Here is a 24,626-nt window from a genome sequence, read left to right on the forward strand (position 1 = left end):
ACCGTTCGGGTTTTTCCCCACCCAAAAGCACGAGCGCCGCCACGGGAAAGGCCGATGGCCCGTGGCCCGCTTTTGCGCTATGCACGGCTATGCACCAGCGGCTCCTGCCTTTTGCGGTGGCCTTCGTGTTCGCCGGCTGCGGAGGGCCGACCGCGGACGGGCCAAAAGGCCCCACGGCCCTCCGCAAGGTCGCGCCGAACGAGCTTCGCGCGCCGTCCGACTTCACGAGCATCGCGGACACCCGCGAGCGATCCCGCGCCCTCTTCCTCGAAGCGAGCCGCGTGATCACGCATCCGCGCTGCGTGAACTGCCATCCGAACGGCGACATCCCGCACCAGGGCATGAACATGCAGCTCCACGACCCGCCCGCCGTGCGCGGGCCCGAGAACCACGGCGTCGTCGGGATGGAATGCACGAGCTGCCACCAGGACAAGAACCAGGAGCTCGCCCGCGTCCCCGGCGCGCCCCATTGGGCGCTCGCGCCGATCTCGATGGCGTGGGTCGGCAAGTCGCCGCGCGACATCTGCGAGCAGATCAAGGATCCCAAGCGGAACGGCGGCAAGACCCTCGCCCAGATCGTCGAGCACAATGCCCACGACGAGCTCGTCGGCTGGGGATGGCATCCGGGGGCGGATCGCGAGCCGGTCCCGGGGACGCAGGAGCAGTTCGGCGCGATCGTCGCGGCCTGGGCGGAGTCCGGGGCCGAGTGCCCCGCGGAGGGGGCGAGACCATGAGCGTGCGTATCCGCGTGAACGGCGTCGAAAAGACGCTCGACGTCGACCCCGAAATGCCCCTGCTCTGGGCGCTCCGCGACGTGCTCGGTTTGACCGGCACGAAGTACGGCTGTGGCCAGGCGCTTTGCGGCGCGTGCGCCGTGCACCTCGACGGGCAGGTCGTGCGCGCGTGCGTGACCCCGGTTCGCCGCGCCGATGGTCATTCCGTGACCACGATCGAAGGCCTCGCGCCGGACGGGAGCCATCCGCTCCAGCGCGCGTGGGTCGAGCTCGGCGTGCCGCAATGCGGGTTTTGCCAGGCCGGGCAGATCATGACGGCGGCCGCGCTCCTCAAGGCCAAGCCCAAACCGTCGGATGACGAGATCGATCAATCGATGGCCGGGAACCTGTGCCGATGCGGCGCCTACCCGCGCATCCGCGCGGCGATCCGCAAGGCCGCCGGGATGCCGGAGGGCGAGCGATGAGCCAAGACGTCGTGCGCGTGACCCGGCGCTCGTTCCTCGTCGGGCTGAACCTCTCCTTGGCCGGGCTCGCGCTCGGCCTCCCTGCCCTCGCCGACGAGCCGAGCGGCCGAGCCGGGCCCGGCCCGAGGGCCGCGGCGCCCGAGGACGGCCCGGGGCTCCATCCGAACCCGTTCGTGCACGTCGCGCCGGACGGGATGGTGACGATCGTCTGTCATCGCTCCGAAATGGGCCAGGGCGTGCGCAGCTCGATTCCCGTGCTCATCGCCGACGAGCTCGGGGCGGACATGGCGCGTGTCGTGGTTCGCCAGGCCGACGGCGACAAGAAGTACGGCGATCAGAACACCGACGGATCGAGCAGCATCCGGAAGTTTTACGATGACCTCCGGTACGTCGGCGCGACCGCGCGTACGATGCTCGTCGCGGCCGCGGCGGCGAAATGGAAGGTGAAGCCGGAGACGTGCGAGGCGCGGGGGAATGCGGTCGTCCACCCGCCGACGAAGCGTTCGCTCGGCTTCGGGGAGCTCGCGGAGGCGGCGGCGAAATTGCCGGTGCCCAATCGCGAGAACGTAAAGCTCCGGCCGAGGAGCGAGCTTTTGCGGGTGAACAGCCCGTCGCTGCCGCTCCTCGACGGGCCGGCGTACGTGACGGGTCAGGCGGTGTACGGCGCCGACGTGAAGCTGCCGGACATGCTGATTGCGGTGATCGCGCGGCCGCCCGTGGTCGGGGGGAAGGTCGCCCGGTACGACGCTTCACGGGCATTGAAGATCCCGGGCGTGAAGCGGGTCGTCGAAATGCCCGCGGCGCAGCGTCCGTATGGGTTCCAGCCGTGGGGCGGCATCGCGGTGCTGGCGGAGAACACCTGGGCGGCGATGCGCGGGCGGGCGGCGCTCGACATCACGTGGGATCCGGGCGACAACGTGGTGTACGATTCGTCGACCTACCGGGAAAAACTGCTCGCCTCGGTGCGCGAGCCGGGGACGCCGTATCGGAACGTCGGTGATGTGGATGCCGCGTTCGCGAAGGCGGCGCGGGTCGTGGAGGCGGAGTACACGGTCCCGCACCTCGCGCAGATGCCGATGGAGCCGCCGGTCGCCATTGCGCGGTTCGCGGGCGGGCGCTGCGAGGTCTGGGCGCCGACGCAACATCCGCAGGCGGCGCGGGCGCAGGTGGCGAAGACGCTCGGCATCGGCGAGGACGCGGTCGCGGTGCACGTGACGCTGCTCGGCGGCGGGTTCGGGCGGAAATCGAAGGCGGACTTCTCCGCGGAAGCGGCGTTCCTCGCGCGCGAGGCGGGCGTGCCGGTGCGCGTGCAATGGACGCGCGAGGACGACATTCACCACTGCTATTACAATGCGGTGAACGCGCAGCGGATTCGCGCGGGCCTCGACGCGAACGGCAAGGTGATCGCGTGGCACCATCGGACCGCGTTCCCGCCGATCGGTTCCATCTTCACGGAGACCGACAAACCGGGCCTCAACGACCTCCAGCAGGGCGTGCTCGATCTCGCGCTCGACGTGCCGAACGTCCGCGCCGAGGGCTGCAAGGCGGACGCGCACGTGCGCATCGGCTGGTATCGGTCCGTGTACAACATCTTCCACGCCTTCGGGATCGGCTCGCTGATCGACGAAATCGCGCACGCGCGCGGCGCCGACCCGCGCGATGTGTGGCTGGAGATCATCGGGCCGCCGCGGACCATGAGCCTGCAGGACCTCGGCATCGAGAAGCTCGCGAACTACGGCGAGAAACTCGAAAAACATCCCGTCGACGCGGGGCGGCTGCGGCGCGTGATCGAGCGGGTCACGGCGTCCGCGAACTGGAGCGGGCGGAAGAAGGACGGGCGCGGGTACGGGCTCGCCGCGCATCGCAGCTTCGTCACGTACACGGCCGTGGTGCTGGCCGTCGTGCCGGACGAGCGGAACAAGGTCCGCGTCGACGAGGCCTGGATCTGCATGGATGCCGGCTCGGTGGTCAACCAGGACCGCGCCCGCGCGCAGATGGAGGGCTCGGTGGTCATGGGGATCAGCAATGCGTTTCTCGGCGGGATCACCATGAAGGGCGGCGCGACGGAGCAATCGAACTTCCGGGACGCGCGGATCGCGCGGATCGGCGAGGTGCCGCGGAAGATCCACGTGGATCTCGTGCCGAGCGACGGGCCTCCGTGCGGCGTGGGCGAGCCGGGCGTGCCGCCGGTGGGCCCGGCGCTGGCGAATGCGGTGTTCGCCTTGACGGGCAAACGAATCCGCGAGGTGCCGATCTTGCGGGGGCTCTTCGCGTAGCCGCGTCACTCGATCGCCACGAGGAGGTTCCCCGAGGGATCGACCTCCTCGATGAGCTTTCGCACGTCGCTCTCCGAGGGCGTGACGGCGAGGACGTACCCTCCCCCCTTCACGTTCAAGGCCATCCAGTTGAAATGGGAGAGCGAGACCCCGGTCGCCCGTTTGCTTCGAATGAGGGACTCGGCCTCCGCCCAGGAGATCTCCTCGACGCCGTCCCTGTAAAGGAACCTGAGCTCTTCCCGGGGGATCTCTGCCATCAGCTTCGCCAGGTCCCCGACCCTCGGCGCGGTGGCGTAGCGTTTCTCGCCGTTCCTCTCGACCACGTAGACGCGGCGGGTCTTGGTCCCGAACACCCGATCGACCGCCTGGCGCTGGATGAGCGTGACGGCGTCGGACCAAGGAATTTCGGTGTAATTCGGCGGGAGCCACGGCGGCGGGGGACGAAGCGCCTCGACCTCCGCCCGCATGCCCACGGACGCGCGTTTGGGCTGCACCGGGCCCGCGTCTTTGCACCCGAGCAGCAGGACGAGCCCGCTCGTCGCCATGAGCATGCGCCGAGGAACGAGCCCGAGGTCCACGAACGCCATGCCTCAGCTTGCCAGGCGTCGCGCCCACGTGGCAAGGGTCCGGGATGCCGAGGGGCGCGATCCGGGCTAGGAAAGCCCCATGGCGCACGTCCTCGTGATCGATGTCGGCAGCTCGTCGGTGCGCGCTGCCATTTGTGACGAGACTGCGCATATCCTCGGGGAAACGGTCGAACCGTATACCTTCACGGTGGGTGTGGACGGGACGTCGGAGGTGGACGCGCGCAAGCTGCGCGGGGTCGTCGAAGGGTGCGTCGACCGGATCGTGACGAACGCTCCGCCGATCGAGGCCGTCGCGGTGGCGACCTTCGTGGGGAATTTGCTCGGCGTGGATGCCGAGAATCAGCCCGTGACGCCCGTGTTCACTTATGCCGACACGCGCCCGGCCGAGGATGTCGAGGCATTGCGGAGCGAGGTTGACGTCGCGCGTCTGTATCAGGCGACGGGCTGTCCGCTGCATACCGCCTATCACCCCGCGCGCCTGCGCTGGTATGGTCGGAGCGGGCGGATCGTGCCGGCGACGTGGCTCGATTTCGGCACGTACCTCTATCGCGCCTGGTTCGGCAGGGAGGTCCCGTGCAGCCCTTCGGTGGCCTCGTGGGGTGGCCTTTTCGACCGTACGTCGAGGAGCTGGTCGACGGAGTGGCTACACATTCTCGGGGTGCCGCTGGAACGGCTCCCACCCTTGGCCGGATCACGGTATGTCGAAACGGGCCTCGCGCCCGCCTTTGCCGAGCGATGGCCCGCGCTCCGCGGCGCGCCCTTTTTGCTGGCGATCGGGGACGGCGCGGCGGCGCACGTCGGCAGCGGCGCGATCTCGCCTCGAAGCACGTCGCTGACCGTCGGGACGACGGCGGCCCTGCGGCAGATGCGCGCCGCGAAGAGCCCGCCGTGCCCCGTGCCGAAGGGGCTCTGGGCGTATGGCATCGACGAGACCCGCGAGCTCCTCGGAGGCGCCACGAGCGAAGGCGGCAATGCCCACGCCTGGGCGCGCGCGCATCTGAAGCTCGACGGCGAGCCGCTCGTGTTCGGCGAGCCCTTCGCGCACGGGCTCACCGTTTTGCCCATGTTCGCGGGCGAGCGCAGCCCCGGCTATCGGCCGGACGCCACGGCCACCTTGCATGGTTTGCGGCTGTCCACGACCCCGCGCGACATCGTGCAAGCCTTGTACGAATCGATCGCCCTGCGGCTCGCGCAGATCCACGACGCGCTCGGCGGCGGCGAAGCCTTGCACGCCGGAGGCGGCGCGCTCTCCGCCTCGCCCGCGTGGGCCCAGATGTTCGCGGACGCGATGCAGACGCCCGTGCATCTCATGGGCGACGAGGCGACGGTACGCGGCACGGCCATGCTGGCCCTCGAGGCGCTGGGCCTGGGATCTCTCGAATCGCTGGCCCCGTCCGCGTCCCGGATCTTCGAGCCGCGGCCGGAGGTCGCCGAGGTGTACCGCGCCGCGAAGGAACGACAGATCGAGCTTTACGAGCGGCTTTATTCGTAGGCCGGGCGAACGGGGCCGCCGCTGGGGGGCGGCCCCTGCCCTCGTTCAGCGAATCACCAGCGAAGCTCCGCGGGAAGATACTTCGCGATGAGATCCTGGTAATAGGGCCGGAGCTTCGCCACGTCCGGCGGCGCGTCGGCCTTCGAGTAGAGATCGTACGGGTTGAACCGCCGCACCCACTCCATCATCCGCCGATCCTGCTCGTTCATCAGATGCGTATAGGCGCCCTCGCGGTGGGCCGCGTAGAACGAGTGATACCGGATCATGTATTGGGCCTCGATCGGCAGGTAATCCTTCACCACGTGGTAAAGGTATTCGTCGTGCCCCCACGACATGTGGACCTGCGAGAGCCCCGCGCCCTCCTCGTACATGCCGCACGGCGTCTGGTAAAGCGGGTTTTGTAGGTCCGGGTTCTTCGCGAAGAGCTCGGGGAAGACGATCCGATCCGAGAACGCGCAGCCCACGGGGAACGTATCGCCCACGACGGCCCATTGCGGCTCGCCCCAGAGGCAAAGCACCTTGCCGGCGTCGTGGATGAGCGCCGTCAGGACGAACCACGGCGGCTGATCGTCGCGCCGCGCCGCCTCCGCGGACTGGAGCGCGTGCGCGATCTGCGACTGCTCCGTGTCCGGATCGCTGTCGTCGACCAGCCGATCGAGCAGCTCGAGCACCTCCCACATGCCCGCACGGCGCCGATCCAGGCTCAGGTATTGCCGCTCCTTCGCCGTCACGAACGAGAGCGTCTGGTTCTCGTGGTTCAGCCGGTAAAGCTCCTTGACGCTGGGCCTCGCCTCGGCGCGGTAATCGCGAAACTCCGACGTTTCCTTTTTCCCGGTCGTGGCGGCTGCTCGTCTCCCGTCCTGGATCTGCCCAAGGTGCTCGGTCACGCTCATTGTCCAGGGCAATAGCGCGAAGGTCCGGGCGGCGCTAGGATTCTCGAAAGGTCGCGGCAGAGGGGTCTCCGCGAGGAAATTGGGAACATGAAAAGAGAGCTCTCCGCCCGCCATCCTGCGTTGTGGATGGTCCTCGGTTGCCTCATTGCCCTCTTCGCCGCCGCGTGTGGGAGAGGCGAGCGCGCGAGCGCGACCACGCGTGATTCCCGCGCGCGCCTTCGCATCGCGGTCGTCACCCACGGCCAGGCCTCCGATCCATTCTGGTCCGTGGTGAAAAACGGCATCGACCAGGCGGCGAAGGACATGGGCGTGACGGTCACGTACCAGGCGCCGCAGGCCTTCGACATGGTCGCGATGAGCCGTCTCATCGACGCCGAGGTCGCCCGCAAGCCAGACGGGCTCGTCATTTCAATGCCGGATCCCGCCGCCCTCGCGCGCTCCGTGGAGGCCGCGAAAGACGCCGGCATCCCCCTCATCACCATCAACGCCGGCGGCGAGGAGGCGCGGAAAATGGGCGCGCTCCTGCACATCGGCCAGAGCGAATACGACGCCGGGAAGGCCGGCGGCGAGCGGATGGCGAAGGCCGGCGTGCGCCACGCGATCTGCGTGAATCACGAGGTCGGCAACGTCTCCGAGGACGAGCGTTGCCGGGGCTTTCTCGACGCGCTCGTGAAGGCCGGCGGCGCGGGCCGCGTGCTCGCGGTGAACCAGGCGAGCCCGACGGACATGCAGCAAAAGATCATGGCCGCCATGGCGCCCGACGTCGACGGCGTCTTCACGCTGGGCCCGGCCGGCGCGCGCGCGGCCCTCGCGGCCGCCCAGCAATCGAACCGGCTCGGCACGATGAAGCTCGCCACCTTCGATCTCTCGCCCGAGGTCCTTTCGGCGATCCGCGACGGGCAGATTTCGTTCGCCATCGATCAGCAGCAGTATCTGCAGGGATATCTCGCCATCGTTTTGCTCGCGCAATACGCCCAGCACGGCATGCTCCCCGCGGCGGAGGCCATCCCCACGGGGCCCTCGTTCGTCACGAAGGAGAACGCGGCGGACGTGATCGACGCGAGCAAGAAAGGCATTCGTTAGCCGTGTCCGTGCGCAAATGGCTCGTCCGCCCCGAGCTCGGCGTCGTCGCCGCCGTGGTGGCTGCCTGGCTCTTTTTCGCCGTCACCGCCGGTGATTCCGGCTTCTTGACCCTCTCGGGCACGGCGAGTTACCTCGCGATCGCGGCCGAGCTCGGCATCCTGGCCGCGCCCGTCGCGCTGCTCATGATCGCGGGCGAGTTCGACCTCTCCATTGGATCGACCATGGCCGCGAGCGGGATGACCGTCGCGCTTTGCACGACCGAGCTCGGCTGGCCGTTGTGGGCCGGCATCGCGGCGGCCGCGGCGCTCGCGGCCTGCGTGGGCCTCGTGAATGGCCTCATCGTGACCCGCACGCGGCTGCCTTCGTTCATCGTCACGCTCGGCACGTTGTTCATCCTGGCCGGCGGCACGATTGGCACGACGCGCCTCATCACCGGACGAACCCAAGTGGGCGGCCTCGAGGACGCGGGCGGGTTCGGCACGGCGCAAAAGCTCTTCGCCGGGCAGATCGGGCCCTTTTCGATCACCCTGCTCTGGTGGGTGGGCCTCACGGCGCTCGCGACGTGGGTCCTCGTGCGCACGCGCCCGGGAAACTGGATCTTTGCGGTCGGCGGCGCGCCGGATGCCGCGCGCCGGCTCGGCATTCCGGTCGACCGCGTAAAAATCCTTCTTTTCATGACCACTGCGCTCGCTGCGTGCCTGGTCGCCACGTTCCAGACCGTGCAATTCCGCGGCACCGATGTTTTACGTGGCACCGGAAAAGAACTCGAAGCCATTCTCGCCGCGGTCCTCGGCGGCACGTTGCTCACGGGCGGCCGCGGATCCGTCATCGGCGCGGCGTGCGGCGCGTTGCTCTTCGGCATGGTGCAGCAGGGCATCGTGTTTTCGGGCGTGGATTCGGACTGGTACAAGGTCTTTCTCGGCGCGGTGCTGATCCTGGCGGTGCTCCTCAACAGCTCCGTCCAGACGCGGGCGGCGGAGGCGCGGCGATGAACCAGGAGACGAACGGGAAAGCACCGATCCTCGAAGCGGATCACGTCACCAAGAGATTCGGCCGCATCACGGCGCTCGAAGACGTCTCGATGCGCGTCCATGCGAGCGAGATCCTGTGCGTCCTCGGGGACAACGGCGCCGGCAAATCGACGCTCATCAAGACGCTCTCGGGCGTTCATCCGCCGGACGAGGGGCGCCTGCTCGTGGACGGCGAGCCCGTGCGATTCTCCTCGCCGCGGGACGCCCTCGCCCGCGGCATTGCCACGGTCTACCAGGATCTCGCGATGGTCCCGATGCTCTCGGTCGTGCGCAATTTTTTCCTCGGCGCCGAGCCCACGCGGGGCGTGGGGCCGCTCCGGCGCCTCGATTTGCGCGAAGCCGAGGAGGTGGTGCGCGTCGAGCTCGGGCGAATGGGGGTCGAGCTGCGCGACATGTCGGTGCCGGTCTCGGCGCTCTCGGGCGGGCAACGGCAGGCGCTCGCGATCGCGCGGGCGATCCATTTTGGTGCTCGTGTCCTCGTGCTCGACGAGCCCACGTCCGCGCTCGGCGTGAAGCAGGCGGGCATCGTCCTCCGGTACGTGATGGAGGCGCGGGCCCGCGGGTGCGGCGTCATTCTGATCACGCACAATCCGCACCACGCGCACATGGTCGGCGATCGATTCACCATCCTGAGCCGGGGCCGCTGCGAGGGGACCTTCACCAAGGCCGAGATCACGCGTGACGAGCTGGTCCGACGCATGGCGGGCGGCGAGGAGCTCGAGCAGCTTCAGCACGAGCTCCGGGCCTCATGACCGATAAAGCACCTCGCCCGCATTTCGCACGAGCAGGATCCCCTCGTCTTCGCGTCCTTCCCATGCTGCCGGATCGATCGTTCGGGGATCGGCGAACCCCAGGTTGATCCGCCGGCAGCGTTCTTCCAGGATGCCCGTCGCCAGCGTCACCTGGATGCGCGGCCGTTCTCCCAGCGCCGCGTCGTAGCTGCCCGCGCCTTTCACGTGGGTGCTGTGCGCGAGGATGGACAGGGGGACCTCGCGGAAATGGTCCCATTGCGCGAGGAAATAATCCCGCACGTGGTAGCCCACCCGATCGATGAGCGCGCCGTGGGTGAACGAGACCTCCGCGAGGTGCGGCGCGTAAATGATCACCTCGCCGCCGTCCTCGATCACGGGCTCGGTCTTGTACATCGCCTTGGCCGCGGTCCAGAGGTCGGCGTATTTCGTCGAAGGGAGCGAGAGCACGCGTTCGTACCGCCGTTTCGCGTGGACGATGTTGAGCGCATTCGAAAGATCGGCCGCGGCGCTCCACGCCTCCAGGTGTGGACCGACGTAAAGCCCGTGGAGATCCGCGCCGCGGAGCACGAGGGCCGCGCAGAGCACGGGCACCGGCACGAATTCGGCCGCGCGGTGGATCACCCGCCGGACGATCGTGTCCTTGACGCCGATCGTCGACATGCTCGTCGAGAGCGCACCGAGCCAGTGGGTCGTATCGATGATCTCGCGCCCCGCGATGCCCGGGAACAGGTACTTGGCGCCCCCGGAAAAACCCACCACCTCGTGCGGGAACACCGGGCCGCAGATCAGGATCCGATCGTACGCGAAGATCCTGCGATTGATCCGCACCTCGGTCGCGGCCGCGAGCAGCCCGCCGGTCAGGCGCGCCATTTCGCCTTCGTCGATGACACCGATGGTGGAAAGCGCGGCCGGATCGTCCCACGCGTGATTGAAGATCGTGGTCCGCCCGTCGGCGCGCCCCGGCGCATCTTTCCCGACGAGTTTTTCGATGGCGGCTTCATCCATGGGCGGATGCGTGCCGAGGGCAATCAAATAATCGAGGCGCGCGACGCGTCCGGAAAGGAGCGTATGGAGGAGCCGAAAGACGAGCGGGATCGGCGCCGTGCGGGTCGCGTCCGGGATGATGACGAGGAGCCGCTCGCCCGTGAGCGGAAGCGCGGCGAGCGCCTCGTCGAGGATCCGGTGGACGGCCTCGTCCGTGAGGGTTTGCCCGGGAGAACCCTGGCCGATCAGCATTTCATACCCCGCTCTGGGCGGAGAACCCGCCGTCCACCGGCAACACCACCCCCGTGACGAAGGTGGACGCCGGGCTCACCAGGAAAAGCAACGCGCCGGAAAGATCCTCCGGCGCGCCCATCCGCGCCATGGGCGTGTGCGTGACGATCGCCCTCCCCCGCTCGGTCAGCGTGTTCGTCGCGGGAGCGGTGAGCAAAAATCGATTTTGTTCCGTGAGGAAAAACCCAGGCGCGAGCGCGTTGACACGGATGTGGGGGCCGTAGGTCTGGGCCATGTGCACCGCGAGCCAGCGGGTCAGGTTGACGACGGCGGCCTTCGCCGCGCCATACGCGGCCACGCGCGTGAGCGGGCGATCGGCGCTCATCGACGTGATGTTCACGATGCTCCCCCGGCCCCGCGTGGCCATGCCGCGTCCGAAGACCTGGCAGGGCCGGAGCGTGCCTTGCACGTTCAGATCGAAGACGGCGCCGAATCCCTCCGGATCCAGCTCGAACAAGCTGCGATCCGGCCCGATCGTGGCCTTCGGGTGATTGCCCCCCGCCCCATTGACGAGGATGGTCACCGGACCGAGCGTGGCTTCGATGTGCCGCGCCGCCGCTTCGAGCGCCTCGTGATCGAGCACGTCACAAGGCACCGCGAGGGCCTCGCCGCCGTCCGCGCGGATCGACTCCACCAACGCCTCGCACGGCTCGCGCCGCCGCCCCATCACGGCCACGAACGCGCCCGCCGCGGCGAGCGTGCGGCAAAACGTGGACCCGAGCACGCCGCTTCCGCCCGTGACGACCGCCACTTCACCGCGAATGTCGAAGAGCGTCGCCGGATTCATGTGGAGCGCTCCCCCGCGCCGAGCCGATAAGCGCGCTCCGCCAGGCCCACCGCGCATTCCGAGGCGAGCTCCGCCGCATCCTCGACGTCGAGCCTGCCCGTCACCACGAGCCCCGCGAGCCAGTTGCAGCTCACCCGTCGCCAGACGTCGTGCCGCGCCGGGATCGAACAAAAAGCGCGCGTGTCGTCGGTGAAACCCGCGGTGTTGTAGAGCCCGGCCGTCTCCGTGACCTGATCGAGAAACCGGACCATGCCATTCGGGCTGTCGAAAAACCACCAGGGGGGCCCCAGGAGGACGGCCGGATAATACCCGGCGAGCGGAGCGAGCTCGCGCCCATAGGTGCTCTCGTCGAGCGTGAAGAGCAGGAGCCGGAAGCGGGGATCGTCGCCGTACGCTTCGAGCAGCGGACGCAGGTTTCTCGTCCATTCGGTGGCGACGGGAATGTCGGCGCCGCGATCCGGCCCGAAACGCGCGAGCAGCGCTCCGTGGTGGCTCCGCAGGCTGCCGGCGTGGAGCTGCATGACGAGGCCATCCTCGACGCTCATGCGCGCCATTTCCATGAGCATGTGGGCGGAGAACCGCGCCGCGTCGTTTGTGTTCGCCTCGCCGCGCAAAGCCCGCGAGAAGATGCGCTCGGCTTCTGCGGCGCCGAGCCGTTCGGCGTGCGGGGTGACGGCGCCGTGGTCGGTGGCGGTGGCACCGAGCGCCTTGAACACGGCGCGGCGTTCTTCGAGGGCTCGAATGTAATCGGCGTAGGTCGTGATGTCCGTGCCGGCGGCCGCTCCGAGCCGCTCGATGTGATCGCGGAAGCCGGGCGTGTCGATGTGGACGACCGCATCGGGCCGGAAGGTCGGGCGAACGTCGAGCCGGCCCTCGGATCGGAGGCGGCGGTGGTGTTCGAGCGAATCCGCGGCGCCGTCCGTGGTGCAGAGAATGCGGATCTTGAATCGCTCGTAAAGCGCGCGTGGGGAAAACTCCGGCCGTTCGAGGCGCTCGGCGAGGTGATCGTAGACGCGCTGTGCATTCTTCCCGTCGAGCCGCTCCGTCACGCCGAACACGGTCTGGAGGACGTCCGAGAGCCAGAGCCCGCTCGGCGTGGTCCTGAAAATGTAAAAATGGTCGGCGAAGCGTTGCCAGACGCGGCGGTGGTCGCGCTCGTGGGGGCTCCCGTCGCGGGTGGGGATGCCGAGGTCTTCCATGGGCACGCCGCGGCTGTGGAGCAGGCGGCAAACGTAATGGTCGGGAAGGACGAACAGATCGGCGGGCGAGCCGAAGCGGGCCGCAGGATCCGCGAGCAGCGCGGGATCCACGTGGCCGTGCGGGCTCACGATGGGCAGATCACGCACGAGGGCATAAAGCTCCCGGGCGGCCGCTCGCTGCGAGGGCTCCGCGGAAAAGAGGCGGTCGGGGTCGAGCGTCCAGCGGTGCTGCATCTTCTCGCAGTATAGGGAATGAAAGGGCGAAGCCCAGCGAGGTTTTCCCCTCGATCACCCAGGCGAACGCGGCCTTTCCCTCCCGCACCATGACGCCCTTTCTCACGTGGAGATGAGGGGGAAATGGTCGGCTATCCCTGGGAAGGGATCGGGTCTGGCACGACATACCCCACCGTCTCCATGCCCGACAGGCTGAGGTTCATCTTCCCGTCTCCCCCCACCAGCACGTTCGATCGCCCCCAGAACGTCCCCGTGACCACGATTTGCCCATCGATGAGCATGGCGATGAGCCTGTTGTCCACGATCCGCCGATCCTCCCCCCGCGCCCCGGAGAGCACCGACGGGTGCACGAAATCCTGCACCACGTATCGCGTCGGCTCTTCCAGGAGACGCTTCTCCAGCTTCCTCCACTTCTTCTTCGTCATCTTGGGCCCGAGGTACACCCCGTCCCCGCCCCGTCCATCCGCCACCTTGATCACATACCGCGCCCGGTTTTTCATCACCTCCGTGATGAAATCCCTCCGCGCTACCACCGACCCATCCTCGCCGATGTCGAAGAGCCGATGCGTCGGCACATTCTGGAGGATGGGCTCTTCCTTCAAATAATAACGAATCAGGTCCGGCACGTAGCTATAGAACATCTTGTCCGCGAGGAACTCGATCCCCGGCGTGGCATTCGTCTGGACGCTTCCCTCGAGCACGAGGTCGAGGAGCCCCGGGATCTTCGGCCTCTTCTTCAGCACCGATCCCTCGACCACCAGGTTGGACCGCTCGAGCGCCCTCCGGAGCCTCTCCAGATCGATCCGACGCGTCGCCGGATCCCGCCGCATCGCCTTGTAGAGCCGCCTCCGCGACCGCTCGCTGAGCCCCTCGTCGTGCAGGTGCTCGCGCGCCTCGTCGAGCAGCGCCTTCTCGCGGATCGCCGGATGCTCCCAGTCCACCCAGGTATGCTCGGCGTTCAGCCACAAAAACCCGATCTTCTTCCGGTACTTGATCGTGGTATTCCCGACCTTGATCCGCTGCACCAGATAGGCCCCGTCGCTCTCGATCTTGATTCGTTTGTCCTTCATCTCCGGCTCGACGATGATCGCGTGCCGGGCCTCGAGCATCCGGTAGAGCCGCAGATCTTCCTCGCAATCATACGGCGGAGCCCCGTAGACGACGAAGGCGCCCTGATCCGGCCCCGGCCCGATGGGCGGCTCGGCCACCCGGTAAAAATGGCTCACCAGCTCGTCGAGGACGGCCCTGGGATCGTTGATGGCCCCGATGGCCTCGGCGAATCCGGGGAGCAGCTTCTCGTGCGCGGCGCGGGCCGGCTCCAGGTCTCCCGGCCCGCCGAGGTAATGGATGTTGTCCTCCAGCACGTAGAACCGACCGTCTCCGGCGCGCACGATGTCCGGCCCGAAAAAAGCGCGGAATTGCCGGCGCGCGCGTTCGCTCAGCGCTCGCCGGAACAGCCCCTCTCCCGATCGCTCGACGATGGTGTCGACGATGTGACCAGGGACGATACGATCACGAAATGTCTGCTCGCCGAGGTGATCCTCGTAGAACGCGTGGAGCGCCCGCGCCCGCTGCTCGGTGCCCCGCACGAGCAGGGTATACTCGGATTGACCGAGGATCCGCGGCATCGCGGTGAGCGGTGTATCCCCCGTCAGCCGCCGCGATTTCGCGGGAAACTTCGCGGAGAAGCGCCTCGGGAAGCGCCGGAGGAACCGCACCGCGGCCTCGTACGGAGGGCGCACGCGGCCATCCTCGGCGAACACCTCGTCGTAATATAGGACGCGGGCATTCGCTTCCCTTTCCTGGGCATGGGCCTCGTTTGCCGAGTTGATCGGCCTTTGCTCGTCCTCCGGCATCACGGGCGCCACCGGAGGTCGCGGCGAGGTGGTATCCACGCGTCCCGATCTGGGGCCGACGAGGACACGGCGAAAGGCTCAGCTCGCCGCCCTGCTGCATGCAAGATCCAATCGTCGTCGGGGCGGATATCGTGCGCCGGAGCCCGTTTCGGCCGATGTTCGCCTTCGACGAATGGGCGCCGCGCCGGACCGTCGCGGGCGTTCCGTTCCGCTCCCGGTCCTTTCGGGAAACGCCGTGCATATTTCCCCTTCCTTCGATCTTCCGCTTTTTCCGATCCCGCCACGCCCGGGCATCCGGCATCCAATGCGGTCATTCGGACTCAGCAGGAGGATTCGATGCGGATTTCACATCCTTCCCTTGTCTTGGGGCTCATCGTCGCGGCGGGCGCTGCTTGCTCGGCGGGGATGCCCGGCCAAGCCATCGCCGAGCCGCAGGCCGGCCCCCCGCCCGGGGCGGCGGCGCGCGCGGCATCTCCCAATGCCCCCCTCGAGCTCGATCCGCGCATCGGCTTGCTCGCCCCGGGCGATAAAAAGACGAGCTACGTCCCGATCGCCATCGAGGAGCCGTTCGCGCAGATCATGAAGCGGCTCGCGGCCGAGAAGCCGGCCGTCATGCGCCGCCAGGCGGATCTGCTCGCCGAGCGATACGATCTCGCCAATCGATCCACGAAAGGCCTTGCCATGTCCCGCGGAAAGCCGATCCAGACCGGCGTCCGCGTAAAACTCCCCGCCGGCGTCACCTGGGCCGCCCTCGCGGGCATGACGCCCGCCGAGATCAAGGACAAAAAGTTATGGCCCGCGGGCTTTTTCCCCCTGCCCCACGCGAAGCACGTCGAGGGCGGGATGGTCTTCCCGAAGACCCACATCGCGGAGATCAAGAAGCAGGAGGGCCGTGATCTCGAGCGGTTCGACGTGGAATTCGACCTGCCCGAGCATTTCATCCCCGAGTTCCCCCCGCCCATTTACCTCACCACCCGGCCGGAGCTCGGCGACGTCTCGCGCGGACAGCTCATCACCACGCAGAATTTCTTCGAGCTCTTCGACGGCATCCTGAACCCGAAGCAGCTCGACGGGCTCCGGCTGCTCGTCTCGCAGTTCCCGCAGCAGCAGTTCAACCAGACCGACGATCGCCGCTCGGCCAAACCCTCCCTCGGCGTCTCCTGCTTCGAATGCCACACGAACGGCCATACCAACGCCGGATTCCACCTCGTCGGCGACATCCGCCCGCAATCGCACCGGCGGCGCATCGACACGCCCTCGCTGCGCGGCGTGAACCAGCAGCGCCTCTTCGGCTCGCAACGCGCGCTCCGCACCGTGGAGGATTTCACCGAGTTCGAGCAGCGCGCCGCGTATTTCGACGCCGATATCGTCGCCGCCACGAAGAAAGGCGTGCATTTCCTCGATCGCGGCAGCGAGGTGCACGCCATGGCCGAGTTCCAGGAGCTGCTCGACTTCCCGCCCGCGCCGAAGCTCCGGATCCTCGACAAGAAGCTCGATCCGAAGCTCGCCACGCCCGAGGAGATGCGCGGCCAGGAGGTCTTCTTCGGCAAGGGGCAATGCGCCACCTGCCATCCGCCGCCCATCTACTCGGACAACTTCATGCACGATCTGCGGGTCGAGCGGTTCTTCAATCCCACGCTGATCAACGGGCGGCTCGCCATCGCCGACGGGCCCATCAAGACGTTCCCGCTGCGCGGCATCAAGGACTCGCCGCCGTATTTCCACGACGGACGGCTGCTCACGCTGGAGGACACGGTCGAGTTCTTCAACCTCGTCCTCGAATTGAAGCTCTCCGATCAGGAGAAGAGCGACCTCGTCGCGTTCATGCGGGCGCTGTAGTCTTCGCGCTCGCGTCCGTCTCGGCCGGGTCCTCCTCGGCCGGCCCTTCCATTCCGTCGACCATCACCGGATCGCTCTGCTCGGCGAGGTGCGGCTTGCCCTCCATGTCGATGTAGTGGCCGCTGCGCTTCGCCTTCGTCTCGAGGTAGAACTTGTTGTACTCGTTCGGCGGGATCACGTGCGGGATCCGGCCCGCCACCTTCACGCCGTATTGCTCGAGCTGGCTTATCTTGTTCGGGTTGTTCGTGATGAGCCGGACCGACTTCACCGTGAGGCTCTGCAGCATGTGCGCCGCCACCGCGTAGTCGCGCTCGTCGTCGCGGAAGCCGAGCGCGAGGTTCGCCTCCACCGTGTCGAGGCCCTGATCCTGCAGCCCATACGCCCGGATCTTGTTGATGAGCCCGATCCCGCGTCCCTCCTGGCGCAGGTAAAGCAAGATGCCGCGCTCCATCGACTGGATGCGCCGCAGGCCTTCGAGGAGCTGATCACGACAATCGCAACGGAGCGAGCCCAGGACGTCGCCCGTCAGGCACTCCGAGTGCAGGCGCGTGGGCACTTCCTCGCCGCCCATCACGTCGCCATGCACCATGGCCACGTGCTCCTTGGCGTCGCGGTTGTTCCAGAAGGCGACGATCTTGAAGCGGCCGACCCGCGTGGGCAGATCCGCGACGCCCACCACCCGCACGCAGACGCCGGAGGGGCCGTAGCCGTCGCACTCGTGGACCCTGTCCCGCTCGACGAGATCGAGCAAGCCCTCGCGTCCGCCGTTCCTCATCGACCTTCCTCTCCTCCCAGGACCCGCCTTGCGAGTAGCAGGCCCAGGGGCCGATGCCAAAAATCTTGGCCGAAGGGCCCCGCTCGATCGATAGCCCCCCGTGGTGTCTCCGATCCGCGCACTCCTCGCCCCGGCCGCGCTCGCGTCGGCCCTCCTCGTCGGCTCGCTCGACGCGGAGGCCGCGTCGCTCGGCCTTCACCGCATCCGTGTCACGCCCGAGGCCGCCTACGGCGCCGTGGGTGGTCAGTCCAAACCCGTGCGCCTGACGCTCGATCCGCGCCTGCAACGCGAGGCCGAGCGACTGCTCGCGCGCTCGGGTGCCCCCGAGGCCGCGATCGTCGCCTCGGACGTGCGCACCGGGCGTATCCTCGTGTGGGCGAGCCGCGGCGACCGCGACTTCGTGGCCGAACCGTACGCCCCGAGCGCGAGCCTCTTCAAGATCGTCACGGCCGCCGCGCTGCTCGACGGCGGCCACGCGAACGAAGGCACGGAGGCGTGCTGGTCGGGCGGCGAGCACGACATCACGCAGGCCGACCTCGATCGGCGCGGGGGCAGCGCCTGCACGCCGTTCGGCGAGGCCCTCGGCAAGAGCATCAACATGGTCTTCGCGCGCATGGCGAAGCGGCACCTCGATCCGGACGATCTGCGCCGCATGGCCTCGACGCTCGGGTTCGCGGGCGACGTGCCGATCGACGTGCCCGCGCAGGCGGGGCGTGTCGACATTCCCGCGGATCCTTTCGGCATGGCCCGTGCCGCGGCCGGGTTCTGGAACGGCAAGCTCTCGCCGCTCGGCGCCCTCTTCGCGATGCAGACCATCGCGAACGGCGGCGAGCGCGTGCGGCTCGTGCTCAAGGATCCCGGCGTGCCCGTCGCCCGCGTCGTCGAGCGCCGCGCCCTCGATCCACGCGTCGCGCGCACGCTGAACCGCATGCTCCAGGTCACCACGAAGCGCGGCACGTGCGTGAAGGCATTCCGCCACGCCGATGGGACGCGCGCATTGCCCGGCATGGCCGTGGCCGCGAAGACCGGCACGCTCGTCGGGAAGAAGCCTGCGCGCATGTTCTCGTGGTTCGCCTCCTTCGCGCCCGCCGACAAACCCGAGATCGCCGTGGCCGTCATGCTGGCGAACGACATCACCTGGCGCACGAAGGCGAACGTCGTCGGCCGTGATCTGCTCGAAGCCTACTTCGCGGGCAGCCGCGACGAACGACGCGCGCGCTAGGGGTCAGGCGACGGCGGTGCAGGAGATCGTGAGGGCGAGGAAGTTCGAGTTGCACTGCGCCTTCAGCGCGTTCGTCGTGGCTGTGGCGAGGCAGAGCGTGTAGCCGGTCAGGGTGTGCCGCAGGCACCAGCGGTATTCCCTCTGGGTCATGGTGAGCGCGAGCGCGCTCGAGCCGGTGCGGTCGACGTTGTTGTTCCTCCGGCCGAGCTCCGGCCCTTCCTCGTCGCTGCTCACGACTTCCTGGACGGCCTGCTGAAGCCCCGCTCCTGCCTGGTTCACGCGATCCGCGGCGGCGCTCAGCGTCTCGAAATCGGAAGAGGCGGCGTTTCTGAAGCTCACGAGCGCGTCGTAGAGCGCCTGGGCCGCGCTCTGGATCCCGGGATCCGGGATCTCGCTGATCGCGTCCTGCGCAGGCAGGGAGATCGACTTCGCGGCCTCCACCAACTCGCGGTACTCCTCCCTGTTCGGCTCGGGCTGCGCGACGAGGTACCCCGAGGCCGACGCCACGTCGCCCTCGGGCGTGCCGGCGCCGGCGAAGCCCTGGCCGGCGATCAGCATTCCTCCGACGAGGAGAGGCCCGAACGCGAGCGCGGCGCGCCTCGTCTTCGGGGAGAGATTCGATTGGCGTGAACGTGTTTTCGACATGACGCCCCCCATCCCGTCTTCTCTCGGCGCGAGCCCGAAGAAGACGGACCACGATTTCCCGTTCGAACCGACGACCGGCGGACCGTCCACCGGGTTCGTCTCGGTCATGAATTTTGGGCCGCGAGCGCCCTGGTCAATCAGGCCCGCGCCGAAGGCGAACTCCAGACCTGGCCGACCCGGACGAAGCACGGTAGGGAGCGCGTTGCGCCGAGGCCTGTGACATCGTTTACAGTTTTGGGCTACGGACCGCGGCGCGCGGGGCGAGGGCCTCGGGCAAACGATCGTCCAAAAAGGACCTCCGGGCCTCTGTCCGGGCATCGTCTCGCGGGCGCGGGGGCGCTAGACTCGTGCCGCGTGCAGGCAAGTCAACTCCCACTCTCGCACGAGGCCACGGCGCTCGCCGTCTCCGCCGACGGCAAGCGACTCGCGGCATCGGCGATCGGCAACGGGCGCACGGTCGTCTACGATCTGCGCGTCGGCCGAGCGCTCTTCCGGTTCGGTGTGGGGGCGACGGGGCTCGCGCTCTCGCCCGACGGCGGGCGCCTCGTCACGGCGTGGTCGGACGACGCGCGCATGCCGTCGAGCGCAAGCATTTCCGCCCTCGACGCGCGCGAGGAGGCCGACGAAGCGCTGCACACGGTGCAGGTCTTCGACCTCGTCTCCGGCCGACGCTTGACGCCCGAGCCGTGGCGCGGCGAGGCGCCGATCGCGCTCTCGCCCGACGGCAAGCTGCTCGCGGTCACGGCCGATCGCCTCACGAGCGCGGTGCTCGTCTACCGCCTCGCGGACGGCGCGCTCCTGCACGAGCTTTCGTATCCGCATCGGCGGCGGCTGCGCAGCCTTGCTTGGAGCCCCGACGGTCGCCTGCTCACGGCGGCCACGGGCGCGACGCCGGTCGTGCACTGGTCGGCGGACGATTTTCGAGAAGTGCGTCCGCAAGGCGTACGTGAGCACGACGCGGCGGTGGCGTTCTCGCCCGATGGAAAGCTCGTCGCGGTCGCGGGCCCGGACAGCCGGATCCGCCTCTTCGAGCCGGGCCACGAGGGCGAACCGCGCGCGGTGCTGTCGGTGAAGAACGGCCTCAACTTGCTGCGCGGCGTCGCGGCGCTCGAGTTCTCGCCGGACGGCGCGCTCGTCACCGCGCTCGGCCGGACGCGCGCCACGCAGGTCTTCAGCGTCGCCCTCGCGCGCCCGCTCTGGACGGCGAGCCCGGGCCCGATGGCGTTCTTGCCCAACGGAAAGACCCTGGCCGCGTGGTGGTGCGGCGCCGTGTGGCTGCGTGACGCCGAGAGCGGCGATCTGCGCGTGTCCCCGGCCGAGGACACAGGCGACGACACTCCATCCGCCGTCGGTCCGGTGAGCCGCACGGTGACGTTGCGTAGCCGCGAGTTCGAGGGCCGGATCCCGACGCCTCCGCAGACGCTGCGGGTCGTGCCGGCGGCGCAGAGCAGCATGGAGGCTGCGGCTTCGAGCGCGGCGGCGGCGCTGCTCGCGCGCCTGTCGACGGGCTGGGTCGAGTCGAGCTACCGCACGGCGGCGCACCTGCTCGCGCGTGATGCCGACGGCCTCGGCGTGCGCCTGCCGCTGCGTGGCGGTTTTGCGTACGTGCAGATCCGGACGAGCGGGGAGCGGTATCGCATCCTCGTGACCGTCACCGCGGACGAGCCCGATCAAGATCCGCCGCCCTCGTCGAGCCTCGCGCGCCTCTCGCGCTGGATCCGCGATCGCCTGAGCGCGGAGGCGCGCCGGGTCGCCGCGGCCGATCGCGAGTGGGTCACGGAGATCGCGCCCGACGTGCGCGAGGGAGACGTCCAGGTCGAGCGTGGCCCCGGCTCGCTCACGATCATGCTCGATCATGCGCCCCTGCCCTCGCTCGACGATCTCGAGGCCCTGATCCACGCGGCCGAGCTGAAGCTCGAGCCCTGAGCCCCAGGCCGTGCGTTGAAGAAGCCGCCGCCCGTCACCGAGTTCGTGCGCTTTCCCATCACCGCCGGCGTGGCGATGCTCGCCATGTTCGTCACGGTCCTCGACGCGGCGGGTCGATCGATCCAGCAGCTCGTGATGAGCGTGCGCGCGTTCGAGGGCGAGCCGTGGCGCCTCGTCACGAGCGCCTTGCCGCATGCCGACGCGCTGCACCTCATCTTCAACGTCGCCTGGCTCTGGACGCTCGGGACGATGCTGGAAGAGCGCTTCGGATCGTTCCGCCTGCTCGGCCTCGTGCTGCTCTTCGCCGCGGGATCCGCGGCGGCCGAGTACGCGACGTTCATCGGCGGCATCGGCCTGTCCGGCGTGGTGTACGGCCTCTTCGGCCTCGCGTGGGTGCTCGATCGCGCGGACGCGCGCATGCGCGGCACCGTGGATACGCGCACGACGCAGTTCTTCGTCGTCTGGTTTTTCCTTTGTATAGCAACGACCGTCCTCGACATCTGGCGCATCGCGAACGTGGCGCACGGCGTCGGCGCGCTGCTCGGCGTGCTCACGGGGCTCGTGATCACGGGTGGCTTGCGCGTGGCGCAGCGCAGCGCTCTGGTGCGCGCGTCGGCTGGGTTGACGATGTTGCTCGTCCTCGCGGCGTCCGGCGCGGGCGCGACCGTGCTCCGGCCGCGCGTCAACTTCGCGAAGGACGGCGGCGCGGACAGCGCGCGCCTCGGCAACGAGGCGTTCGACGCGGCGAACTACGACGAGGCCATCGCCCGGTACCAAAAGGCGCTCTCCGTGAGCCCGAAGAGCGCGATCGTCTGGTACAACCTCGGCCTCGCGCAAGCGCGGAGGGGGGATCTCGATGAAGCGACGCGCGCGTACGCGCAGGCCGCCACGCTCGCGCCCGAGGACGCGGGCATCAAGCGCATGCTCGTCGACACGAAGCGCTACCTCGCCTACACGGCGCAGACGGGCGGCAAGCACGACGAGGCCGTACGCCTCTACGAAGAGGTGCTCGCGCTCGCCGGCGATGACTCGCTCACCCTCTTCAACCTGAGCCTCACCTACGATCAACTCGGCCGTCGCGAGGAGGCCGAGCGCCTTCGTGCGCGTGCGGTGGCCCTCGAAGCGTCGCCCGGGAGCGGCCCGGCACAGCCGCCGCTCGACGCCGATGCCGGGATCGAGCGCGACGCGGGGCCCTGAACGGCCCTTCTCCGCGCGATCCATCGCCTCTACACTCCTCGCCTCCGGAGGTCCGTCCCTTGAAGACCGTCGAGTTCTTTTTCGACTTCTCGTCCCCCTACAGCTACCTCGCCGCCACGCAGCTCCCCGCGATCGCGGCGCGCACGGGCGCGACGATCGCGTACCGCCCCTTCGTGCTGTTCGCCGTCTTCAAGGCCGCGGGCAACGACATGCCCGCCAAGATCCCCACGAAGGGCGCCTACCTCTTCAAGGACCTCGAGCGCTGGGCGAGGCACTACGGCGTGCCCTTCCGCTTCTCCAGCCACTTCCCCTCGAACACGATCAAGGCCATGCGTTTGGTCCACGTCGCCGCGGATCAGGGCAAGGCCGAGGCCTTCACGCAGGCCGCCTTCCGCGCGATATGGGCCGAGGATCGGGACCTCGCGAGCACGGAGACGCTCGCCGATCTCGCGCGCGGCGTGGGCCTCGATCCCGAGGCCGCGCTCGCCGCGATCGAGACGCCCGCGATCAAGGATCGCCTCCGCGCCGACACCGACGCGGCCATCGCGCGCGGCGCGTTCGGCGCGCCCGCGATGTTCGTCGGGGACGAGCTCTTCTGGGGCAACGATCGGCTCCACTTCGTCGAGGAAGCGCTGAAAGGCTGATGGCGCTCCGTCCTTTCGAACGGCTCCCGTACGACGAGCTCCCCGCGCTGCCGCGCATCCCGCACGGCTACCACCGCGCCGAGGCGCGGCGCGTGCAGGTCTCGTCGCGTATCTTCGGCGACGTCGGCGTGCACGTCCGCGTCGTGGGACAGGGCCCGCCGCTCCTGCTCGTGCACGGGCTCATGACGTCGAGTTACTCGTTCCGGTACGTGCTCGAGCCCCTCGGCCGGCATTTTCGTGTCTTCGCGCCCGATCTGCCCGGCTCCGGCCGCTCGGACAAGCCGACCCGCGCGGACTTTTCGGCGCGGAGCTTCGGCACGTTCCTCGCGGAACTCCAGCAAGCGCTCGGCATCCGCGGCTCGGCCGTCATGGGCAACTCGCTCGGCGGATACATCGCGATGCACCTCGCGCTCCAGGATCCGGCCGCGGTCTCGCGCCTCGTCGTGAACCACGCGCCGGGCACGCCGGATCGACGCTTCGTGGCGCTCCGGGCCCTGCTTTCCACGGGCGCGGGGCGCGCGCTCCTGCGTTACCTCGTGCAACGGGATCCGCGCCGCTGGGTGTACCGGAACGTCCATTACCACGACGAACGGCTCAAATCGCGCGAGGAGCTCGACGAGTACGGCGCGCCGCTCGCGACCGACGCGGGGCTCGCTTGCTTCACGAAATCGCTGCACGAGACGCTCGCGCCCGCGGGTTTTCAGGCCTTCGTGGACGAGCTCGGCCGCGACCCCTTCCCCGTGCCGCTGCTCTTCGTCTACGCCCGCAAGGATCCGATGGTGCCGCCGCGCGTGGGGGAAACCCTCCATCGCCTCGCGCGGGGCTCCGAGCTTCGTTACCTCGACGGCACCTCGCACTTCTCCCACGTCGACTCGCCCGATCGGATGGTCGAGACCATCCTGCCCTTCCTGCGCGCCGGTGAGGGCCGCGAGCCCGCGGAGGCTTCTCTCGGCGGCTGACGGCCTTTCCACGGCGTTCCCTTCCGGGGGGCGACCATTACCTCTCGGCGGGAAACCGTGTACGCTCCTCCCCGCGCTTCGTTTGTGCACGAACGATGCGGCGGTGAAGGAGGCATTCGAATGAAATCGTCGTGGTCCTCGTGGGGGTTCGTCGTTTTGAGCGTGTCGATCGGCGTCGCCGGCTGCGGCAGTGACGTGGACGGCGGCGCGGGCGGCACCGGCGGCACCGGCGGCTCCGGCGCCGGCAGCACCGCGTCGAGCGGCGGCTCCGGGGGCACGGGCGGCGCGGGTGGAGGAATGGGCGGCACCGGCGGCGCGGGTGGCTCCGCGAGCACGAGCGGCTCGATGGCGGGCTCGGGCGGCGCCGGCGGGGGAATGGGCGGCGCGGGCGGCGCGGGCGGAAGCAATTATGCGAGCTGCGAAGAATGCACGGCCGACACGGGCGCGTCCGCGAGCGAGTGCAAGGCCGAGTTCGACGCTTGCATGGCCTGGAAGACGTGTTTCAGCATCTACAACTGCCAGCATACCGCCACCCCGAACGGCCCTGGCCCTTGCGATACCACCCAGGCCGGGGGCTGTTGCACGTGGTTTTGCCAGGAGATGGGCCTCGACATGGAGGGGATCACGCGTTTCCGGGCGCTCGATGATTGCATTCGTTGCAAGACCTGCGCGGGCCTCTGCGAAACGACGGATACCTACTGTCCCGTCCTCGAGCCGGGCGGCGGCTCGGCCTGCATTCCCTGATCGGATCCGACC

22 protein-coding genes are annotated in these 24,626 nt (G+C 68.8%); 14 read left to right on the forward strand and 8 right to left on the reverse strand.

All coding sequences use genetic code 11. The annotated features are described in order from the left end of the window. The first annotated feature begins 89 nt into the window (after positions 1-89). The 3 genes from QHF84_RS21355 to QHF84_RS21365 are packed head-to-tail and all read left to right on the forward strand — an operon-like array spanning position 90 to position 3,474. On the forward strand, positions 90-734 hold the full coding sequence (locus QHF84_RS21355) for an Isoquinoline 1-oxidoreductase subunit (RefSeq protein ID WP_281315196.1): 645 nt from the start codon (positions 90-92) through the stop codon (positions 732-734). After that, positions 731-1,198 (forward strand): (2Fe-2S)-binding protein, encoded by a 468-nt coding sequence (locus QHF84_RS21360; RefSeq protein ID WP_281315197.1) that lies wholly within the window; start codon positions 731-733, stop codon positions 1,196-1,198. Before QHF84_RS21355 ends, QHF84_RS21360 begins: the two co-directional genes overlap by 4 nt. Then, positions 1,195-3,474 (forward strand): molybdopterin cofactor-binding domain-containing protein, encoded by a 2,280-nt coding sequence (locus tag QHF84_RS21365; protein WP_281315198.1) that lies wholly within the window; start codon positions 1,195-1,197, stop codon positions 3,472-3,474. Before QHF84_RS21360 ends, QHF84_RS21365 begins: the two co-directional genes overlap by 4 nt. A 5-nt stretch (positions 3,475-3,479) precedes the next feature. Here the strand turns inward: QHF84_RS21365 and QHF84_RS21370 are convergent, their stop codons facing one another. Next, positions 3,480-4,061, reverse strand: coding sequence for a hypothetical protein (locus tag QHF84_RS21370; protein ID WP_281315199.1), 582 nt, complete (start codon positions 4,059-4,061; stop codon positions 3,480-3,482). A gap of 79 nt (positions 4,062-4,140) precedes the next feature. Between QHF84_RS21370 and QHF84_RS21375 the strand changes: the two genes are divergently transcribed. Continuing rightward, on the forward strand, positions 4,141-5,553 hold the full coding sequence (locus QHF84_RS21375; RefSeq protein ID WP_281315200.1) for an FGGY family carbohydrate kinase: 1,413 nt from the start codon (positions 4,141-4,143) through the stop codon (positions 5,551-5,553). Positions 5,554-5,606: 53 nt separating this feature from the next. Here the strand turns inward: QHF84_RS21375 and QHF84_RS21380 are convergent, their stop codons facing one another. Next, entirely contained in the window at positions 5,607-6,440 is an 834-nt protein-coding gene (locus tag QHF84_RS21380; RefSeq protein ID WP_281315201.1) for an inositol oxygenase family protein, read from the reverse strand. A 132-nt stretch (positions 6,441-6,572) separates the two neighbouring features. Between QHF84_RS21380 and QHF84_RS21385 the strand changes: the two genes are divergently transcribed. The 3 genes from QHF84_RS21385 to QHF84_RS21395 are packed head-to-tail and all read left to right on the forward strand — an operon-like array spanning position 6,573 to position 9,312. Beyond that, on the forward strand, positions 6,573-7,529 hold the full coding sequence (locus QHF84_RS21385; RefSeq protein WP_348652866.1) for a sugar ABC transporter substrate-binding protein: 957 nt from the start codon (positions 6,573-6,575) through the stop codon (positions 7,527-7,529). Between the two features lie 2 nt (positions 7,530-7,531). Next, positions 7,532-8,521, forward strand: coding sequence for an ABC transporter permease (locus QHF84_RS21390; RefSeq protein ID WP_281315203.1), 990 nt, complete (start codon positions 7,532-7,534; stop codon positions 8,519-8,521). Then, complete coding sequence (locus QHF84_RS21395) at positions 8,518-9,312, forward strand: ATP-binding cassette domain-containing protein (protein WP_281315204.1); 795 nt, start codon at positions 8,518-8,520, stop codon at positions 9,310-9,312. The genes QHF84_RS21390 and QHF84_RS21395 overlap by 4 nt, the downstream gene beginning before the upstream one ends. On the opposite strand, the gene QHF84_RS21400 is transcribed toward QHF84_RS21395, so the two are convergent. From QHF84_RS21400 to QHF84_RS21415, 4 genes are all read right to left on the reverse strand, one after another. Then, the gene (locus QHF84_RS21400) at positions 9,307-10,548 is read right to left on the reverse strand and encodes a lactate racemase domain-containing protein (RefSeq protein ID WP_281315205.1); all 1,242 of its coding nucleotides are present in this window, start codon (positions 10,546-10,548) and stop codon (positions 9,307-9,309) included. The two genes, QHF84_RS21395 and QHF84_RS21400, sit on opposite strands and share 6 nt — an antisense overlap. Before the next feature lies 1 nt (position 10,549). Beyond that, complete coding sequence (locus tag QHF84_RS21405; protein ID WP_281315206.1) at positions 10,550-11,374, reverse strand: SDR family oxidoreductase; 825 nt, start codon at positions 11,372-11,374, stop codon at positions 10,550-10,552. Further along, positions 11,371-12,807, reverse strand: a complete 1,437-nt coding sequence (gene uxaC, locus QHF84_RS21410; protein ID WP_281315207.1) for a glucuronate isomerase — start codon at positions 12,805-12,807, stop codon at positions 11,371-11,373. Before uxaC ends, QHF84_RS21405 begins: the two co-directional genes overlap by 4 nt. Positions 12,808-12,938: 131 nt before the next feature. Next, positions 12,939-14,702, reverse strand: a complete 1,764-nt coding sequence (locus tag QHF84_RS21415; RefSeq protein WP_281315208.1) for a circularly permuted type 2 ATP-grasp protein — start codon at positions 14,700-14,702, stop codon at positions 12,939-12,941. Positions 14,703-15,068: 366 nt separating this feature from the next. Here QHF84_RS21415 and QHF84_RS21420 point away from each other — a divergent pair, with 366 nt between their 5' ends. Beyond that, entirely contained in the window at positions 15,069-16,502 is a 1,434-nt protein-coding gene (locus QHF84_RS21420; RefSeq protein WP_348652867.1) for a cytochrome B6, read from the forward strand. Here the strand turns inward: QHF84_RS21420 and ribA are convergent. Next, positions 16,486-17,277 carry a GTP cyclohydrolase II gene (gene ribA, locus QHF84_RS21425; RefSeq protein ID WP_281315210.1) on the reverse strand — a complete coding sequence of 264 codons (792 nt, stop codon included), beginning with the start codon at positions 17,275-17,277 and terminating at the stop codon, positions 16,486-16,488. The genes QHF84_RS21420 and ribA overlap by 17 nt on opposite strands. A gap of 103 nt (positions 17,278-17,380) precedes the next feature. Between ribA and QHF84_RS21430 the strand changes: the two genes are divergently transcribed. Next, on the forward strand, positions 17,381-18,499 hold the full coding sequence (locus QHF84_RS21430) for a penicillin-binding transpeptidase domain-containing protein (protein ID WP_281315211.1): 1,119 nt from the start codon (positions 17,381-17,383) through the stop codon (positions 18,497-18,499). 3 nt (positions 18,500-18,502) lie between these two features. On the opposite strand, the gene QHF84_RS21435 is transcribed toward QHF84_RS21430, so the two are convergent. After that, a complete protein-coding gene (locus QHF84_RS21435) occupies positions 18,503-19,252 on the reverse strand; it encodes a hypothetical protein (RefSeq protein ID WP_281315212.1) in 750 nt (249 codons plus the stop codon). 246 nt (positions 19,253-19,498) lie between these two features. Here QHF84_RS21435 and QHF84_RS21440 point away from each other — a divergent pair, with 246 nt between their 5' ends. From QHF84_RS21440 to QHF84_RS21460, 5 genes are all read left to right on the forward strand, one after another. After that, entirely contained in the window at positions 19,499-21,070 is a 1,572-nt protein-coding gene (locus QHF84_RS21440; protein ID WP_281315213.1) for a hypothetical protein, read from the forward strand. Between the two features lie 15 nt (positions 21,071-21,085). Then, entirely contained in the window at positions 21,086-22,267 is a 1,182-nt protein-coding gene (locus QHF84_RS21445; RefSeq protein WP_281315214.1) for a rhomboid family intramembrane serine protease, read from the forward strand. Positions 22,268-22,326: 59 nt separating this feature from the next. Further along, positions 22,327-22,911 carry a 2-hydroxychromene-2-carboxylate isomerase gene (locus tag QHF84_RS21450; RefSeq protein ID WP_281315215.1) on the forward strand — a complete coding sequence of 195 codons (585 nt, stop codon included), beginning with the start codon at positions 22,327-22,329 and terminating at the stop codon, positions 22,909-22,911. Next, positions 22,911-23,870 carry an alpha/beta hydrolase gene (locus QHF84_RS21455; protein WP_281315216.1) on the forward strand — a complete coding sequence of 320 codons (960 nt, stop codon included), beginning with the start codon at positions 22,911-22,913 and terminating at the stop codon, positions 23,868-23,870. Before QHF84_RS21450 ends, QHF84_RS21455 begins: the two co-directional genes overlap by 1 nt. Positions 23,871-23,990: 120 nt before the next feature. Continuing rightward, the gene (locus tag QHF84_RS21460) at positions 23,991-24,614 is read left to right on the forward strand and encodes a hypothetical protein (RefSeq protein WP_281315217.1); all 624 of its coding nucleotides are present in this window, start codon (positions 23,991-23,993) and stop codon (positions 24,612-24,614) included. Positions 24,615-24,626 lie beyond the last annotated feature (12 nt).

Origin of the sequence: Polyangium sp. y55x31 (genome assembly GCF_029946505.1) — a bacterium.
In the GTDB taxonomy this organism is placed as follows: domain Bacteria; phylum Myxococcota_A; class Polyangia; order Polyangiales; family Polyangiaceae; genus Polyangium.

Bases quoted from the DNA above. Each gene is read 5' to 3' on its own strand.
- QHF84_RS21355 (WP_281315196.1), top strand. From the start codon at position 90: ATGCACCAGCGGCTCCTGCCTTTTGCGGTGGCCTTCGTGTTCGCCGGC.
- QHF84_RS21360 (WP_281315197.1), top strand. From the start codon at position 731: ATGAGCGTGCGTATCCGCGTGAACGGCGTCGAAAAGACGCTCGACGTC.
- QHF84_RS21365 (WP_281315198.1), top strand. From the start codon at position 1,195: ATGAGCCAAGACGTCGTGCGCGTGACCCGGCGCTCGTTCCTCGTCGGG.
- QHF84_RS21370 (WP_281315199.1), bottom strand. From the start codon at position 4,061: ATGGCGTTCGTGGACCTCGGGCTCGTTCCTCGGCGCATGCTCATGGCG.
- QHF84_RS21375 (WP_281315200.1), top strand. From the start codon at position 4,141: ATGGCGCACGTCCTCGTGATCGATGTCGGCAGCTCGTCGGTGCGCGCT.
- QHF84_RS21385 (WP_348652866.1), top strand. From the start codon at position 6,573: ATGGTCCTCGGTTGCCTCATTGCCCTCTTCGCCGCCGCGTGTGGGAGA.
- QHF84_RS21395 (WP_281315204.1), top strand. From the start codon at position 8,518: ATGAACCAGGAGACGAACGGGAAAGCACCGATCCTCGAAGCGGATCAC.
- QHF84_RS21400 (WP_281315205.1), bottom strand. From the start codon at position 10,548: ATGCTGATCGGCCAGGGTTCTCCCGGGCAAACCCTCACGGACGAGGCC.
- QHF84_RS21405 (WP_281315206.1), bottom strand. From the start codon at position 11,374: ATGAATCCGGCGACGCTCTTCGACATTCGCGGTGAAGTGGCGGTCGTC.
- uxaC (WP_281315207.1), bottom strand. From the start codon at position 12,807: ATGCAGCACCGCTGGACGCTCGACCCCGACCGCCTCTTTTCCGCGGAG.
- QHF84_RS21420 (WP_348652867.1), top strand. From the start codon at position 15,069: ATGCCCGGCCAAGCCATCGCCGAGCCGCAGGCCGGCCCCCCGCCCGGG.
- ribA (WP_281315210.1), bottom strand. From the start codon at position 17,277: ATGAGGAACGGCGGACGCGAGGGCTTGCTCGATCTCGTCGAGCGGGAC.
- QHF84_RS21435 (WP_281315212.1), bottom strand. From the start codon at position 19,252: ATGACCGAGACGAACCCGGTGGACGGTCCGCCGGTCGTCGGTTCGAAC.
- QHF84_RS21455 (WP_281315216.1), top strand. From the start codon at position 22,911: ATGGCGCTCCGTCCTTTCGAACGGCTCCCGTACGACGAGCTCCCCGCG.
- QHF84_RS21460 (WP_281315217.1), top strand. From the start codon at position 23,991: ATGAAATCGTCGTGGTCCTCGTGGGGGTTCGTCGTTTTGAGCGTGTCG.